The sequence below is a fragment of the Kitasatospora sp. NPDC127116 genome, from assembly GCF_042677365.1.
GTDB classification, from domain to species: Bacteria; Actinomycetota; Actinomycetes; order Streptomycetales; family Streptomycetaceae; genus Kitasatospora; species Kitasatospora lactacystinica.
This window is the reverse complement of record NZ_JBHXTL010000179.1, coordinates 1-15,507: the sequence shown is the minus strand read 5'-3', so window position 1 is coordinate 15,507 and position 15,507 is coordinate 1. Positions and strand designations below refer to the sequence as shown.

Genomic DNA, 15,507 nt, shown 5'->3' with positions numbered 1-15,507 from the left:
CCGTCGTCGAACCGCCAAGCTGACCCCGTGCGCGCCGAGAGCCCACCCACACGGAGCCGGAGCGGCGGCCGGGGCCGGGGCGGCCGGAGCAGCCGGGGCGGCGGCGGGCGCGGCCGGAGCAGCAGCCGCGGCGGGCGCGGCCGGAGCAGCAGCGGGCGCGGGGGCAGCGGCAGGGGTCGGCGCGGAGCCGGCCTGGGTCGCGGCCTGGGTCACTGGGGTCACCTCGGTACCGGGCTTGTAGTCGGCGAAAAAGTCCCACCAGGCTCGGTCGACCGAGTTCGGGTCCTGGAGGTACTGCTGGTAGATCTCGTCGACGAGCCACTCATTGGGGCCGAAGCCAGTGGAGCTTGCCGAGCTGTTGGGGGTTTCAGGGGACTGTGGCGACACGGCGGCAACCGCCCTCTTCCGCTTCCTTTTGGGATGTTTGGACAGCGGGGATTAAGGCTACGCCCCTGACCAGTGATCGCGCAGTCCCCGGGGCCCAGGCGTCGCCCAGATCACAGTGCTGACCTGCACTTTGGCTGAAAAAGTGCGTTAGAAAGCCGCATCTGAGGGGAACCGATCGGTGCCGATCAGTGGGCATACCAGGACCAAACCGGACAAAAACTCGGTCGAATCCTCTAACGATCTTCGTATGCCTCTGTGTCGGATCTGTGACAAATGTCCCGACCGTCACCTGGGTGCGGTCCGGGCAGCCGGACCTCGATCCGGCAGCCGCGCGGGGACTCGGCCACCGCGATCCGCCCGCCGTGCAGGTCCACCGCCCAGCGGGCGATGGCCAGACCCAGGCCGGTGCCGCCGTCCGCCCCCGGTCCGGCGGCGGTCGCGGTGCCGCTGCGGCTGAACCGGTCGAAGACCCGGGTGCGGTCGGCCGGCGGGATGCCGGGGCCCTCGTCCTCGACCTCCAGCAGCAGGCCGCCCTCCTCGCCCTCCGGTCTCGCCCGCACCGTCACGGTGCCGCCGGGCGGGGAGTGCTTGCAGGCGTTGTCGACCAGGTTGGCGACCACCTGGTGGAGCCGTTCCGGGTCCGCCACGCCGGTCAGGCCGGTGGGGCTGACCTCCAGGGCCAGCCGGACGTCCCCGCGCCGGGAGAAGGCGCCGCCGGCCGTGGCGCCGTCCACGGTGACCCCGCGCAGCACGCCGTCCAGGAACTCGCGCACCTCGAAGGGGCGGGCGTCCAGGTCGACCACGCCGTCGTCGATCTTGGAGAGGTCGAGCAGGTGGGTGACCAGCCGGCCGAGCCGCTCGGTCTGCTCCAGCGCCGCTCCCAGGGTGGCCGGATTGGGCTGGACGACGCCGTCCACCACGTTCTCCAGGACGGCGCGCAGCGCGGCGATCGGCGTGCGCAGTTCGTGCGACACGTTGGCGACCAGCTCACGGCGGTGCCGGTCGGCGGCCTGGAGGTCGGCGGCCATGGCGTTGAACGCGGCCGCCAGCTCGCCGATCTCGTCGCGCGAGCCCGCCTCGACCCGGCGGGTGTAGTCCCCGGAGGCCATCGCGCGGGCGGCGGCCGTCATCTCGCGCAGGGGGGCGGTGAGCCCGTGCGCGAGGAACTGCATGAAGAGCAGCGAGGCGATCATGGAGAAGACCATGATGATCCGGATCTGGGTCTCGGACCGGATCGCCACGACCACCATCCCGGTGGCCAGGAACACGGAGACGATCACGAGCAGGGTGAGTTTGCCCTTGATCGAGCGGACCGGATCGAGCGGCCGGATGTCGGCCCAGACCCGGCGGGCGGCGCGGGCGGCCAGGTTCTGCTGCCGCGTGCCGTCGGATTCCCCGTTGCGTTGCTGTGGAAAGGTCATTGTCCCCTGTGGTCCCCGCGTCGTCCCCCCGCGTGGTGGCACGGCGTCGTCCGGACACGGGCCCCCCGGTGGCCCGTCGCCCGATCGATGCCGTCAGGAGAGCGGGGCCTCCAGGGCGTAGCCGACTCCGTGGACGGTGCGGATCCAGCTGGCGCCGATCTTCCGGCGCAGCGCCTTGACGTGGCTGTCCACCGTGCGGGTGCCGGACGCGTCGGTCCAGTCCCAGACCTCGGCCAGCAGCTGCTCGCGGGTGAGCACGGCGCGCGGCTGGGCGGCCAGGCAGGCGAGCAGGTCGAACTCGGTCGGCGTCAGGTGGACGTCGCCCGAGGCCAGCCGGACCCGGCGCTGCACGTGGTCGATCTCCAGCTCGCCGAACCGCAGGCTGCCCAGTGCGGGCGTGCGGGCGGCCTGCTGGGCGCGCTCGACGCGGCGCAGCAGGACGTTGACGCGGGCGGCCAGTTCGCGCATCGAGAACGGCTTGGTCATGTAGTCGTCCGCGCCCACGCCGAGGCCGACCAGCAGGTCCGTCTCGTCGTCGCGGGCGGTCAGCATGAGCACCGGCACCGGGCGCTGGGCCTGGATCCGGCGGCACACCTCCAGCCCGTCGAAGCCGGGCAGCATGATGTCGAGGACCACCAGGTCCGGCTGCCAGGTGTGGAAGCCGTCGACCGCGCCGGGGCCGTCGTGGGCCACGGCGACCTTGAAGCCCTCGGCGCCCAGCCGGGCGGCGATCGACTCGGCGATCGTGGGCTCGTCCTCCACCACCAGGACTCTGCGCTGGCTGCTCACAGTGCCACCGGTGTTGTGGTTGTCCTGCTGAATTTCTGTCACGGTCACGCCACCGCCCCCAGGGCTGCGGGCCGGCCACCTGTGGGGATGGCGGGGCTCCGCTCGTAGTCTTGTTCCGTCGTGGACTGTGCCGGGTCCGCCGTCCCGTCGCGCGATCGGGAGCCGAGGACGGATGGTCGGCCGCCCACTTCTCCCGCGCACTTCGCAGCGTACGGACAGCGGATGCTTCCCGGCAGGTGGACCGGACGTTTCCGGCCCGTGGGCCGGCTGTCGGGCCGCCCTCGGACCCACTGCACGAGTGGGCACGGGCCGATACCTTACCCGGCGAATTTTCACTGCGTAACGGTACGTATGCAGTTCAGTTGACGCCAAGTCGCCGGTCAGAGGCCCTACTGCCGCGTTGCGGGGGAGAAGGTCTGGACCAATGTCGGGAATCCCGCCGTCCGCTACGGCGGTGTTCTTCACGGGCTTTTCCCAGGTGCCTCTCAGAACCTCGACGTACCGTGGCCACGACAACACCCGACCGGGCGGAACCCGCGGCGCGCGCCGGTACGTTGGGCCCGGGCGGGGAGCCGGTGGCTGCGGCGTGGAGCGGAGGCGGCATGGCGGGACTCGGACGGAGTGCCGACGGGTGCGGGGGTGCGGGAGCGCCCTACGGAATGCTCCGCCTCGGGCTGCGCACCGGCGTCCTCCAGTGGCTGCTGGAGCGGGTGCCGACACCCCGGAGCACGCCCTTCACGCTCGGGTACCTCGCCGTCGTGGGCGCCACCACGACCTTCGCCAAGCTCGCCGACCCGGAACTCGTCCAGCGGTTGCAGGAGGCCTCCAGTTCGGACGGGCACAACCTGCTCCAGCATCCTTTGCGCGCTCTTGTGCTGAGCGGATTCTGGGTGGCCGGCGAGGTGTGGATGCCCTACCTGTGGGGATTCGCCCTCACCCTCGCCCCGCTGGAGCGCCGGGTCGGTCCGGCCCGGGCGGCGGCGGTGTTCGCGGTCGGGCACGTCGCGGCCACGCTGCTCTCCCAGGGGGTGGTGATCATCGCGGTGGAGACCGGGCGGATGGCGCCCGAGGCGATGGACTACCTGGACATCGGGGTCAGTTACGGCGTGCTCGCCTGCCTGGGCGCGGTGGCCGGGCTGCTCTCCTGGCGCGGGCGGCTGCTCGCGCTGGGCGGTGCGGGGCTGATGATCGCCCAGCAGATCGCCACCGACAAGGACGTGATCACGGGGGTGGGGCACCCGGCCGCGGTGCTCACCGGGGTCGCGCTGTGGCGCTGGCTGCGCCGGGTGGAGCGGCGCCCGCCCCGGCCGCGTCCGGCCGTCGCGACGGCCGCCGGCGGTGCGCCCGCGCGGGTGTGGACGGCGCGTTGACGCCGCCGTCCGGCCGGGGCCGTCCGGGCCCCGGGGGCCTCCTGTCGGGATTCCCCGAGGTGCGCCCACCCCTCTCTTGACGGAGTCGGGCGCGGGCTTCCCGGCCCGATATGTGTTCGCTCACGGCGAACAGGGCGCCGGGAACATCCGGCGGCCGCCAAGCCTTAGTCAGGTCGACTCAAGTTCACTGACTGGGGAGAGATCATGGCATCGACGTCCACACCGCTCACCCTGCCCGTGCTGCCGCTCGACGACGAGGTCGTCCTGCCGGGCATGGTCGTGCCGCTGGACCTGAAGGACGCCGAGGTGCGCGCCGCGGTCGAGGCCGCCCGGGCCGCCGCCACCGGCACCGGCAAGCCGCAGGTCCTGCTGGTCCCGCGGGTGGACGGCTCGTACGCGGCGGCCGGCACCCTGGCCACCGTGGAGCAGGTCGGCCGGCTGGCGGACGGCGATCCGGCGGCGCTGGTGCGCGCCGTGAGCCGGGTCCGGATCGGGGCCGGCACCACCGGCCCCGGCGCCGCCCTCTGGGTGGAGACCACGCCGTTCCGGGAGTCCTCGGTGGGCACCCCGGTGGCCGGCCGGGCCGCCGAGCTGGTCAAGGAGTACAAGGCGCTGTCCACCCAGTGGCTGCGCAAGCGCGGCGCCTGGCAGATCGTCGACCGGGTGGCGCAGATCGAGGGCGTCGGCGAGCTCGCCGACAACATCGGCTACGCGCCCTTCGCCACCGCCGAGCAGAAGCTCAAGGTGCTGCTTGAGGCCGACCAGGTCGCCCGACTGGAGTACGCGCTCACCCTGCTGCGCGACCACCTCGCCGAGGAGGAGGTCAACGACACCATCCGCAAGGACGTCGAGGAGGGCGTGGCCAAGCAGCAGAAGGAGTTCCTGCTCCGCCGCCAGCTGGAGGCCGTCCGCAAGGAACTGGCCGAGCTGAACGGCGAGGCGGCCGACGAGGAGGGCGACTACCGCGCCCGGGTCGAGGCCGCCGACCTGCCCGAGAAGGTCCGCGAGGCCGCGCTCAAGGAGGTCGACAAGCTGGAGCGCTCCTCCGACCAGTCGCCCGAGGGCTCCTGGATCCGGACCTGGCTGGACACCGTCCTGGAACTGCCCTGGAGCGAGCGCACCGAGGACGAGTACGACATCGCCGGCGCCCGCGCGGTGCTGGACGCCGACCACACGGGCCTCGACGACGTGAAGGACCGCATCGTCGAGTACCTGGCCGTCCGCAAGCGCCGGGCCGACCAGGGGCTCGGGCCGGTCGGCGGCCCGCGGGAGGGGCAGCGCGGAGCGCTTCCCACGAGCGGTACCGGCGGGCGACGGGCGGGCGGCGCGGTGCTGGCCCTGGTCGGCCCGCCCGGCGTCGGCAAGACCTCGCTCGGCGAGTCGGTGGCCCGCGCCATGGGCCGCAGGTTCGTCCGGGTCGCGCTCGGCGGCGTCCGGGACGAGGCGGAGATCCGCGGCCACCGGCGCACCTACGTCGGCGCGCTGCCCGGCCGGCTGGTGCGGGCGATCAAGGAGGCCGGCTCGATGAACCCGGTCGTCCTGCTCGACGAGATCGACAAGGTCGGCTCCGACTACCGGGGCGACCCGGCCGCCGCCCTGCTGGAGGTGCTGGACCCGGCGCAGAACCACACCTTCCGGGACCACTACCTGGAGGTCGAGCTCGACCTCTCCGACGTCGTCTTCCTCGCCACCGCCAACGTGCTGGAGGCCATCCCCGAGCCGCTGCTCGACCGGATGGAGCTGGTCCGGCTGGACGGCTACACCGAGGACGAGAAGGTCGCCATCGCCCGCGACCACCTGCTCCCGCGCCAGCTGGAGAAGGCCGGTCTCGGCGGCGGGCAGGTCACCGTGGACGAGTCGGCGCTGCGCAGCCTCGCCGGGGAGTACACCCGGGAGGCGGGCGTGCGCACCCTGGAGCGCTCGATCGCCCGGGTGCTGCGCAGGATCGCCGCGCAGGCCGAACTGGGCGAGCGCGAGCTGCCCGCCCGGGTCGGCCCGCAGGACCTGCGCGCCCTGATCGGCCGGCCGCACCACGTGCCGGAGTCCGCCCAGGAGCCGGCCGAGCGCCGCACCGCCGTCCCCGGCGTGGCCACCGGCCTCGCGGTGACCGGCGCCGGCGGCGACGTCCTCTACATCGAGGCCTCGCTGGCCGACGCCGAGACCGGCGGCACCGGGCTGACCCTCACCGGACAGCTGGGCGACGTGATGAAGGAGTCCGCGCACATCGCGCTCTCCTACCTGCGCTCGCGCGGCGCCGAGCTGGAGCTGCCGGTCACCTCGCTGCGGGACCGCGGCGTGCACCTGCACATCCCGGCCGGGGCCGTCCCCAAGGACGGGCCGAGCGCCGGCATCACCATGACCACGGCGCTGGCCTCGCTGCTCTCGGGCCGCAGGGTGCGCACCGACGTGGCGATGACCGGCGAGGTGTCGCTGACCGGGCGGGTGCTGCCGATCGGCGGGGTGAAGCAGAAGCTGCTCGCCGCCGACCGGGCCGGGGTCACCACGGTGATCATCCCCAGGCGCAACGAGGCCGACCTGGACGACGTCCCGGCCGAGGTGCTGGAGCGGCTCACCGTCCACCCGGTGGCGGACGTGCGGGAGGTGCTGGAGCTGGCGCTGGAGCCGGCCGGGGCCACGGTGCTGGTGGCCGCCTGACCGCCGGCCCGGGCCGCCCGCACCGGCGGCCCGGGCCACGCACCGGCGCTCCGGGAGCCGCCGGTCCGACGGCCGCCGGCGACCCGAACGGGCCACCGGCGATCTGAAGGGCCGGCGGCACCCCCGCGTGCGAGACTGCGGAGATGCCGTCCCCCACGCAGCGCGCCCTGGCCCGGGTGCCCGACCGGCTGCGCCCCTTCCTGGTGCGTCACCGCCGGCTGGTGAAGTTCCTGCTGGTCGGGAGCGGCTGCTTCGTGCTCACCACGGTGATCAACTTCGAGCTCAAGTTCACGGTGCTGGAGCGCAAACCGGTGGTCGCGCTGACCGTCGCGACCGTGATCGGCACCGTCGTCTCCTACGTGCTGAACCGCCGCTGGGCCTTCCGGGCCGCCGGCCGCAAGCGCGAGGTGCTGATGTTCGTCCTGGTCAGCGCCGTGGCGATCGCCGTCAACGACGTGCCGCTGGTGGTCTCCCGCTACCTCCTGGACCTGCGCGAGCCGTACATCGGGCCCTTCGAGCAGGAGGTCGCGGACTTCCTCAGCGGGATGGTCGTCGGCACCTTCGTGGCGATGCTGTTCCGCTACCGGGCGATGCGCCGGTGGGTCTTCGTCCCGCCCGCCGGGCGGACCCGGGCCGAGCCCGTCCCGGTGCCGGCGACGGCGCCCGCGGAACCCGACTACGCTGCACCCGGGATGCCACCGGATGTGCCGTAAAGGGGCGAGGTGAGGCTTATGCGTGAGCCGGACCCGGTCCGGACCGGGCCCGCCAGCCAGCAGGGGATGCGCCGGGCCAACCTGGCCCTGGTGCTCGGGACGATCGCGGGCGGACCGCGCTCGCGCGCGGAGGTGGCCGCCGGGACCGGCCTGACCAGGGCCGCCGTCTCCTCGCTCGCCGAACAGCTGATCGCCGCCGGCCTGGTGGTCGAGGAGGGCCCCGCCGCGCCCAGCGGCAAGGTCGGCCGTCCCGGCACCGCGCTCGGCCTCAACCCGGACGGGCCCGGCGGCCTCGGCGCCGAGATCGGGGTGCGCCACCTGGGCGCCTGCGTGGTGGACCTGCGCGGGGAGGTGCGCGCCTGGCGGCGCCGGGAGGTCTCCAACCACGGGCGCGAGCCCGCCGCCGTGATGGCCGACCTCGCCCACCTGCTGCACGAGGCCGTCGCCGAGTCGGGGCTGCGCCCGGCCGGGCTCACCCTGGCCGTGCCCGGGCTGGTCGGCGGCTCCGGCGGGGTGCTCCAGCGGGCCGCCAACCTGGACTGGCAGGACGTCCCGCTGGCCGCCGCACTGCGCCCGGCGCTGCGGACGGCCGGCGGCGGCCTGGCCGGGCTGCCGATCGAGGCGGACAACGAGGCCAACCTCGGCGGACTGGCCGAGCGCTGGCTGGGCGCGGGCCCGGACGACTTCCTGTACGTCTCCGCCGAGGCCGGGGTGGGCGCGGCGATCGTGGTCGGCGGCCGGCTGCTGCGCGGGGCCGGCGGCTTCGCCGGCGAGTTCGGCCACGTGCCGGTCCACCCCGACGGGCCGCGCTGCGCCTGCGGGGCGAACGGCTGCCTGGAGCAGTACGCGGGCGAGGCGGCGGTGCTGCGGGCGGCCGGTCTGGCCGGAGCCCGGGGCGACTGGGTGGCGCTGCTCGCCGACCGGGCCGGGGCCGGGGAGCGGGCCGCCCTCGCGGCGCTGGCCGGGGCCGGTGCCGCGCTCGGCACCGCGGCCGCCGGCGCGGTCAACCTGCTGGATCCGGCCGAGGTGGTGCTGGGCGGCGGCTACGCCCGGCTGGCGCCCTGGCTGCTGCCCGCGATGCGGGCCGAACTGGCCGCCCGGGTGACGGTGCGGCCCTGGTCGGAGGACCGGCTGACGGTCTCCCGGCTGGGCCGCCGGGGCCCGTTGCTGGGCGCGGCGGTGCGGGTCGTCCGGGCCATCGTGGCCGACCCGGGGCCGCTCGCGGCGGGGTGAGAGGCGTCCGGGCCGTCGTGGCCGACCCGGCCGCCCCGGCCGAACCCGCGGGGCGCGCCGGGCCCGGGACGCGCGCCGGGCCCGGGACGCGCGCCGGGCCCCCCGCCGGGGCGGCCGGGGGCCCGGTGACGGGTCGGGAGCGGGCGGCTCAGTCCTCGGTGGGGACCAGCGCGCGGCCGCCGGAGCGCGGGCCGCGCAGGACGGCCAGCAGGGCGACGCCGATGCCGATCAGCGCCCAGACCACCAGGACCAGGATCGGCAGCCCCAGGTTGGTGGAGTCGAAGTAGGCGACCGACTTGGCCGCGCTGGTGCCGGCGCCGTTCGGGATCCACGAGCTGATCGCCCGCCAGAACGGCGGCATCATCGGCGCCGGGTAGACCCCGCCCGCGCTCGGGTTGCCGAGCACCACGAAGATCAGCACCGCGATGCCGATGCCGATGACGTCGAACAGGCACTGGAGCGCCATGGTGAAGGCACCGACCGAGAACACCACCAGCGCACCGACGGCGCTCAGGCCGAGGATCGAGCCCGGCAGCGCGTCCAGCACCGGCCCGGCGATCACCGTGCCGAGCAGGCCGGCGCCGATCGAGTACAGCGCGAGCACGCCGAGGCGGATCACCAGGCGGTGGACGTTGGCCGGCTTGGAGCCCGCGCTGATGCCCAGGATGGAGGCGACCAGGTAGCCGCCGACGCACCAGCCGATCACCAGGTAGAAGGCGGAGAGGCCGTTGGTGTCGCCCTTGGCGAGCGGCACCACGTCCTGGACCTTCACGGTGCGGCCCTGGCTCTGGTCGATCGCGGTGGTGATGGTCTCGGCGGCCTTGGCCGCGGACGGGCCGCGGGCGCCGCCGACCAGCAGGGTGTCCTGGGTGCCGGTCGGGTCCACGACCAGCGCCGCGTAGATCTTCTGGTCCTTGATCTGCTGGGTCGCCGTCTCGGCGTCCGGCGCGGTGAGGGCCTTGACGGCGTCGTTCGGCACCGACTCCAGCGCGCCGACCAGCTTGGGGGCGACCTGCGGCGGGGCGACCACCGCGATGGAGAGGTTCTGCGGGGCCGGCTTGTGCAGCGCCCCGATGTACGAGGTGATGAAGCCGAGCTGGAGCAGCAGCACGCCGATCACGAGCAGTGCCGCGCGCGGGGTGACCGCACTCTTCAGTTCGGCGAGGAAACCCTGCCCCGGGGCTGCCATCCACATCTCCTTGCGTAACGGGGAAAAACGGTACTTCCAGAACCGATACTTCATACCATGAAGTAGTTGGCTTGTCGCACCTCCCGCGCCGGGCCGCGGCCGGCGCCGCTGCGCGATACTGGCGCGGTGAGCGACGAGGATGCCCTGGTGGCGGTGGAGCGCGAGGTCGCGCTGATGTTCCGGCGGGGCCGGGCCAGAGTGGCGGAACTCTCACGGCGGGTGCACCCCGGACTGGAGGGGATGGCGTACAGCCTGCTCGGCTACGTCGAGCAGGCCGGGCCGGTGCGGGTGACCGACGTCGGCGTGCACTTCTCGGTCGGCAAGGCGACGGTGAGCCGGCAGATCCGGACGCTGGAGGAGCTGGGCCTGGTGGCCCGGGAGACGGACCCGCTGGACCGCCGGTCCGCGCTGGTCTCGCTCACCGAGGACGGGCGGCGGCGCTACCTGGCCGCGCAGGGCGTCCGGATGCGGCGGGTGCGCGAGGTGATGGACGGCTGGTCGTCGGAGGACGTGACCCGCTTCGCGGAACTGCTGCACCGCTTCAACGACGTGCTGGGGGAGCCGCCGGCCGAGTGATCCGGCGGCGGTCGCGCGGGCCTCCGGGGCCCGTGGGCGAGGGCTTTACTTTCCCTTGAAGAAAGTTGCCTAATTCAACCATCCAGTCTTATGGTTGCTTACGGCAACGAAATTTCATGATCCGCGTATCCCGCGCGCTCGCCGAAGGACCCAGATGACCGTGACCACCGAGGCCGCGAGCGGAACCGCCGCAGCGGCCGACAGTCAACAGATGACGCACCGGCAGGTGATGGAGGCGCTCTCCGGCCTGCTGCTCGGCCTCTTCGTGGCCGTGCTCTCCTCGACCGTCGTCTCCAACGCCCTGCCGCACATCCTCGCCGACCTGCACGGCGGCCAGTCCGCCTACACCTGGGTGATCACCGCGGCCCTGCTCACCCTCACCGCCTCCACCCCGATCTGGGGCAAGCTCTCCGACCTCGTCAGCAAGAAGCTGCTGCTCCAGATCGCCCTGCTGATCTACATCGGCACCTCGGCGCTGGCCGGCCTCTCGCAGAACACCGGCGAGCTGATCGCCTGCCGCGCGCTCCAGGGCATCGGCGCCGGCGGTGTGGTGGCGCTCGGCCAGATCTGCCTGGCCGCGATGGTCCCGGCGCGCGAGCGCGGCCGCTACAGCGGCTACTTCGGCGCCGTCTTCGCCCTCGCCACCATCGGCGGACCGCTGATCGGCGGCGTCATCGTGGACACCTCCTGGCTCGGCTGGCGCTGGTGCTTCTACGTCGGCATCCCGTTCGCGCTGGTCGCGATCCTGGTGGTGCAGCGCACCCTCAAGCTTCCGGTGGTCAAGCGCAAGGCGAAGATCGACTACCTGGGCGCCCTGGTCATCACCGGCTCGGTCAGCCTGCTGATGATCTGGATCACCCTGGCCGGCAAGAACTACGCCTGGCTCTCCTGGCAGACCGCGGCCATGGTCGGCGGCGGCGTGCTGCTGGGCGCCCTGGCCGTCGTGATCGAGCGCCGCGCCGCCGAGCCGATCATCCCGCCGAGCCTCTTCAAGCACCGCACCGTCACCCTGGCCGCGCTGGCCAGCGTGCTGGTCGGCGTCGGGATGTACGGCGCGACCACCTTCCTCAGCCAGTACTTCCAGCTGGCCCGCGCCAAGTCCCCGACCATGGCCGGCCTGATGACCCTGCCGATGATCCTCGGCCTGGCCGTCTCCTCCGCGGTCGTCGGCCGGCTGATCACCAAGTACGGCAAGTGGAAGGCCTACCTGGTCTCCGGCACCGCGCTGCTCGCCGTCGGCTTCGCGCTGCTCGGCACCGCCCGGGCCGACACCAGCTACGTGCTGCTCTCCGTCTACATGGCGATCACCGGCGTCGGCCTCGGCCTGACCAGCCAGAACCTGGTGCTCGCGGTGCAGAACACGGTGCCCCGCAACGAGCTCGGCGCGGCCAGCTCGGTGGTCACCTTCTTCCGCACCATGGGCGGTGCGATGGGCGTCTCCGCGCTCGGCGCGCTGATGTCCAACAAGGTCTCCCACTACCTGGCCGAGAACCTGGCCGCGGCGCACGTCCCGGCGTCGCCCGCGGCCTCCGGCGGCGGCATCCCGGACCTGGCCAAGCTGCCCGCCCCGATCGTGCCGCTGGTGACGGACGCCTTCGGCCACGGCGTCGGCACCATCTTCCTGTGCGCCGCCCCGTTCGCGGCGCTGGCCTTCGTCACCGTGCTGTTCATCCGGGAGACCGCGCTGAGGACCACCACCCAGGAGAGCTGACCGGCCGCCGGGATACGCGAACGGGCCGGGGAGTGCGAAGGCACTCCCCGGCCCGTCGTGCTGGGTGCGGCTACTTGCCGGCGATCAGCGACAGCCCGTAGAGGACGGCCCCGCCGCACAGCGCGAAGCAGACGCAGGCGCCGGCCAGGGCGAGCCTGCCGCCGCCCGCGGCCCCGGCGCCCCCGCCCTCACGGGCGGCGACCAGGGCGGCCTCGCGGCGGGACAGCGCCAGGATGCCGAGCGCGAAGACGCAGACGACGGCGACGGTGATGCCGAAGCTGAATCCGGCGGTCTGGGCCAGGGCGTTCCACTTGATGTGCATGGTGAGTGCTCCTCAGCCTGCGGCGCTCAGGCCGCGACCGTGGTCGAGGCGGGGGTGGGGGTGTTCGCGGCGGCGCCGGCCGGTGCGACCTCGACCGGGGTGACGTCGACGTCGTTGACGTTGTCCGCGCCGACCGGCTGGCGGCGGGAGATCACCCACATCGCGCCCGCGCCGGCCACCAGCACGACCCCGACCAGGGCGACGCCCCAGCTGCCCTGCTCGGCCAGCAGGGCGGCGCCGCCGGAGACCACGGCGGCGGCCGGCAGGGTCAGGCCCCAGGTGTAGACCATGCGGCGGACCAGGCTCCAGCGCAGCTCGCCCTTCGGGCCGCCGAGGCCGGCGCCCATGATGCCGCCGGAGCAGACCTGGGTGGTGGAGAGGCCGAAGCCCATGTGCGAGGAGGTCAGGATGACGGTCGCGGCGGCCGACTCGGAGGCGAAGCCCTGCGGCGGGCGGATGTCCGCCAGGCCCTTGCCCATCGAGCGGATGATCCGCCAGCCGCCCATGTAGGTGCCGAGCGCGATCGCGGCGCCGGCGGAGACGATCACCCAGGTGGGCGGCAGCGCGCCGTGCGGCAGGGCGCCGACCGAGACCAGGGTGAGGGTGATGATGCCCATCGTCTTCTGGGCGTCATTGGTGCCGTGGGCGAGCGAGATCAGCGAGGAGGAGAAGATCTGGCCGGTCTTGAAGCCCTTCTCGGTGGTCGCGGAGTCGCCCTTGCGGGTGATCACGTACGCCAGCTTGGTGGCGCCCCAGGAGGCCAGGCCGGCGACGAACGGGGAGGCGACCGCGGGGATGAGGATCTTGGTCACCACGGTGTCGAAGTTGACGCCGTTCATGCCGACGCCGACGATCGTGGCGCCGATCAGGCCGCCGTACAGCGCGTGCGAGGAACTGGACGGCAGCCCGCGCAGCCAGGTCAGCAGGTTCCAGAGGATGGCGCCGGCCAGGGCCGCGAAGATGATCTCGGGATGGACGCCGGCCTTCTCGTTGACGATGCCGCCGGAGATGGTGGTGGCGACCTTCACGGACAGGAACGCGCCCGCGAAGTTGAGCAGGGCCGCGATGGTGACCGCGACCTTCGGGCGAAGAGCTCCGGTCGCGATCGCGGTGGCGGCCGCGTTGGCGGTGTCGTGGAACCCGTTGGTGAAGTCGAAGGCGAGCGCCGTGATGATCACAACGGCTACCAGGAACGAGATGTGTTCCATACCCAAACAATCGTCGTAGTTGTCGCACGGACGTTGGTGACGTCGCGACCGTAGGTCTGCTTGGTAAACGGAAGGTGAACTGGGCCGGGAATCGTGGTTCCAATGGTTGACTCGCAGTGACCACTGGATTTCATCGAGGTGACATACGGCGCGCTGAACTGGACATTAGCGAAGAACGCGCCGGTTCGACCCGGTTTGCTGAGAGCTGTCTCACAGGTCCATCGAGAATTAACCTCCCGGTCCGCATGCGCCCTGTTTCCGGCGAGTAACCCGTGGGAGGATCTGCGGGATCCGGGAAGCCGGGACAGGGGCAGTGCGCGGCGGGGAGGACCAGGCCATGGGCGGGGCGGGACAGAGAGCGGAGACGGCACGCGTACGGCCCTGGGTGCGGGCGGCGCTGCGCTGCGGAGCCGTCCTCGCGGCCGCGGCCCTCGCACTGCCGGTGGGCGCCCAGGCCGCCTGGGCCGCGCCCGACCCGGGAGCCGGCCAGATCGCCGCCGACGCCGACCCGCTCGCCGCCGCCAAGGCCACCCTCGGCCCGCTGCTCGACCGGCTGCACGGGCTCTACCAGAGCGCCGAGGCCGCCACCGAGCAGTACAACGGCGCCGTCGCCAAGGCGGCCGACCAGCAGACCGCGCTCACCGACCTCCAGGGCCGGCTGGACCGCCAGCAGAAGCAGGTCGACGCGGGCACCGACATCGCCTCGCAGCTCGCCGCCGCGCAGTACCGCAACGGGGCCGCGTCGGCCTACGCGGAGCTGCTGCTCTCCAAGGACCCGTACGAGGCGGTCGTCATCGCCGAGCTGCTCGCCTCGGCCAGCCGCTCGCAGTCGGAGTTCCTGGACAAGCTGAAGAGCGACCGGGACGCGCTGGACGGGCTGAAGAAGCAGACCGAGGAGGCGCTGGCGACCGCCCGGACGCTGGTCGTCCAGCAGGACGCGGCCAAGGCCAAGGCGTCCGCCGACCTCACGGCGGTCGAGCAGATGGTCTCCTCGCTGACCGGCGCCCAGCGGACCGAGCTGGAGCAGCTGGAGAAGGCCAAGGCGGACGAGGCGCAGCTCGCGTTCCTCGCCTCCGGGGCGCTCGGCAAGGGCGAGCGCACGCCCTCCCAGCAGGGGCGCGCGGCCATCGCCTTCGCGCTGGCGCAGGTGAGCAAGCCGTACCTGTGGGGCGGCACCGGCCCGGACGCCTACGACTGCTCGGGCCTCACCTCGCAGGCCTGGCTGCACGCGGGCAAGCCGATCCCGCGCACCAGCCAGGAGCAGTGGGCGCAGCTGCCGCACGTGGCGCTCAACCAGCTGCGGCCCGGCGACCTGGTGGTGTACTTCCAGGACGCCTCGCACATCGGGATGTACATCGGCGGCGGGCTCATCGTGCAGGCGCCGCGGCCCGGCGCGTTCATCAAGATCTCGCCGATCGGCTCGATGCCGATCCTCGGGGCCGTCCGTCCCGACCCGTCCGGCGCGGCGGACGACGCCGGCGGCGCCTGGAAGGTGCCCGACCTCCCGTCGGGCTGGGACGCCGTCACGCCGATAGCGCCGAGCCCGGCCCACCAGGTGCCGGCCACGCCGGCCCCCGGCGGCGAGGTGACGCCGCCGGCCGTGCCGCAGACGCCGGGCGGGACGCCGACCACGCCGGGCGGCACCGGTACGCCGACCGACCCGGGGACGCCGTCCGGCGGCACGCCCACCTCGACCCCGACCGGCACCCCGACCGGAACGCCGACCGGGCCGGGCACCCCGAGCGGGACCGGCACCCCGAGCGGGACCGGCACGCCCACCCCGACCGGGACGGGCACCCCGACGGGGAGCCCGAGCGGCACCGGCTCGGCGACCGCCTCGGCCCCGGGCAGCGCGACGGCCACGCTGCCGCTGGGCACGCCGACGCACTGACACCGCGGCACCGACACCGCAGCACGCGGGCCGCCCCACGTC

12 protein-coding genes and 1 pseudogene are annotated in these 15,507 nt (G+C 73.5%); 7 read left to right on the top strand and 6 right to left on the bottom strand.

Annotated elements, in window-relative coordinates:
* From kgd to ACFVHV_RS39860, 3 genes and pseudogenes are all read right to left on the bottom strand, one after another.
* A pseudogene (gene kgd / locus ACFVHV_RS39870) lies at nt 1-387 on the bottom strand (multifunctional oxoglutarate decarboxylase/oxoglutarate dehydrogenase thiamine pyrophosphate-binding subunit/dihydrolipoyllysine-residue succinyltransferase subunit); the annotation flags it as partial.
* Nucleotides 388-620: 233 nt separating this feature from the next.
* A complete protein-coding gene (locus tag ACFVHV_RS39865; RefSeq protein WP_359904473.1) occupies nt 621-1,808 on the bottom strand; it encodes a HAMP domain-containing sensor histidine kinase in 1,188 nt (395 codons plus the stop codon).
* A 93-nt stretch (nt 1,809-1,901) separates the two neighbouring features.
* Nucleotides 1,902-2,639: a response regulator transcription factor gene (locus ACFVHV_RS39860; RefSeq protein WP_030057574.1), complete on the bottom strand. Its 738-nt coding sequence runs from the start codon at nt 2,637-2,639 to the stop codon at nt 1,902-1,904.
* 617 nt (nt 2,640-3,256) lie between these two features.
* Here ACFVHV_RS39860 and ACFVHV_RS39855 point away from each other — a divergent pair.
* From ACFVHV_RS39855 to ACFVHV_RS39840, 4 genes are all read left to right on the top strand, one after another.
* On the top strand, nt 3,257-3,967 hold the full coding sequence (locus ACFVHV_RS39855; protein ID WP_380358252.1) for a rhomboid-like protein: 711 nt from the start codon (nt 3,257-3,259) through the stop codon (nt 3,965-3,967).
* A gap of 204 nt (nt 3,968-4,171) precedes the next feature.
* Nucleotides 4,172-6,622: an endopeptidase La gene (gene lon / locus ACFVHV_RS39850; protein WP_359904468.1), complete on the top strand. Its 2,451-nt coding sequence runs from the start codon at nt 4,172-4,174 to the stop codon at nt 6,620-6,622.
* 143 nt (nt 6,623-6,765) lie between these two features.
* The gene (locus ACFVHV_RS39845; protein ID WP_380358249.1) at nt 6,766-7,335 is read left to right on the top strand and encodes a GtrA family protein; all 570 of its coding nucleotides are present in this window, start codon (nt 6,766-6,768) and stop codon (nt 7,333-7,335) included.
* Between the two features lie 18 nt (nt 7,336-7,353).
* Complete coding sequence (locus tag ACFVHV_RS39840) at nt 7,354-8,568, top strand: ROK family transcriptional regulator (protein WP_359904463.1); 1,215 nt, start codon at nt 7,354-7,356, stop codon at nt 8,566-8,568.
* A 148-nt stretch (nt 8,569-8,716) separates the two neighbouring features.
* On the opposite strand, the gene ACFVHV_RS39835 is transcribed toward ACFVHV_RS39840, so the two are convergent.
* Nucleotides 8,717-9,757: a DUF3533 domain-containing protein gene (locus ACFVHV_RS39835; RefSeq protein ID WP_380358246.1), complete on the bottom strand. Its 1,041-nt coding sequence runs from the start codon at nt 9,755-9,757 to the stop codon at nt 8,717-8,719.
* Nucleotides 9,758-9,883: 126 nt separating this feature from the next.
* On the opposite strand from ACFVHV_RS39835, the gene ACFVHV_RS39830 reads away from it, so the two are divergent.
* A complete protein-coding gene (locus ACFVHV_RS39830) occupies nt 9,884-10,333 on the top strand; it encodes a MarR family transcriptional regulator (RefSeq protein WP_359904457.1) in 450 nt (149 codons plus the stop codon).
* A 154-nt stretch (nt 10,334-10,487) separates the two neighbouring features.
* Nucleotides 10,488-12,044 (top strand): MDR family MFS transporter, encoded by a 1,557-nt coding sequence (locus ACFVHV_RS39825; protein WP_359904454.1) that lies wholly within the window; start codon nt 10,488-10,490, stop codon nt 12,042-12,044.
* A 70-nt stretch (nt 12,045-12,114) separates the two neighbouring features.
* Here the strand turns inward: ACFVHV_RS39825 and ACFVHV_RS39820 are convergent, their stop codons facing one another.
* A complete protein-coding gene (locus tag ACFVHV_RS39820) occupies nt 12,115-12,366 on the bottom strand; it encodes a hypothetical protein (protein ID WP_359904451.1) in 252 nt (83 codons plus the stop codon).
* Nucleotides 12,367-12,392: 26 nt separating this feature from the next.
* Nucleotides 12,393-13,574, bottom strand: a complete 1,182-nt coding sequence (locus ACFVHV_RS39815; protein ID WP_359904449.1) for an inorganic phosphate transporter — start codon at nt 13,572-13,574, stop codon at nt 12,393-12,395.
* Between the two features lie 337 nt (nt 13,575-13,911).
* Here ACFVHV_RS39815 and ACFVHV_RS39810 point away from each other — a divergent pair, with 337 nt between their 5' ends.
* Nucleotides 13,912-15,465, top strand: a complete 1,554-nt coding sequence (locus ACFVHV_RS39810) for an NlpC/P60 family protein (RefSeq protein ID WP_359904446.1) — start codon at nt 13,912-13,914, stop codon at nt 15,463-15,465.
* The last annotated feature ends 42 nt before the right edge of the window (nt 15,466-15,507 follow it).

Excerpts from the sequence above, each read along its gene's own strand:
- ACFVHV_RS39825 (WP_359904454.1), top strand. The coding sequence starts at position 10,488 with ATGACCGTGACCACCGAGGCCGCGAGCGGAACCGCCGCAGCGGCCGAC.
- ACFVHV_RS39815 (WP_359904449.1), bottom strand. The coding sequence starts at position 13,574 with ATGGAACACATCTCGTTCCTGGTAGCCGTTGTGATCATCACGGCGCTC.
- ACFVHV_RS39835 (WP_380358246.1), bottom strand. The coding sequence starts at position 9,757 with ATGGCAGCCCCGGGGCAGGGTTTCCTCGCCGAACTGAAGAGTGCGGTC.
- lon (WP_359904468.1), top strand. The coding sequence starts at position 4,172 with ATGGCATCGACGTCCACACCGCTCACCCTGCCCGTGCTGCCGCTCGAC.
- ACFVHV_RS39865 (WP_359904473.1), bottom strand. The coding sequence starts at position 1,808 with ATGACCTTTCCACAGCAACGCAACGGGGAATCCGACGGCACGCGGCAG.
- ACFVHV_RS39845 (WP_380358249.1), top strand. The coding sequence starts at position 6,766 with ATGCCGTCCCCCACGCAGCGCGCCCTGGCCCGGGTGCCCGACCGGCTG.
- ACFVHV_RS39855 (WP_380358252.1), top strand. The coding sequence starts at position 3,257 with ATGCTCCGCCTCGGGCTGCGCACCGGCGTCCTCCAGTGGCTGCTGGAG.
- ACFVHV_RS39820 (WP_359904451.1), bottom strand. The coding sequence starts at position 12,366 with ATGCACATCAAGTGGAACGCCCTGGCCCAGACCGCCGGATTCAGCTTC.
- ACFVHV_RS39840 (WP_359904463.1), top strand. The coding sequence starts at position 7,354 with ATGCGTGAGCCGGACCCGGTCCGGACCGGGCCCGCCAGCCAGCAGGGG.
- ACFVHV_RS39810 (WP_359904446.1), top strand. The coding sequence starts at position 13,912 with ATGGGCGGGGCGGGACAGAGAGCGGAGACGGCACGCGTACGGCCCTGG.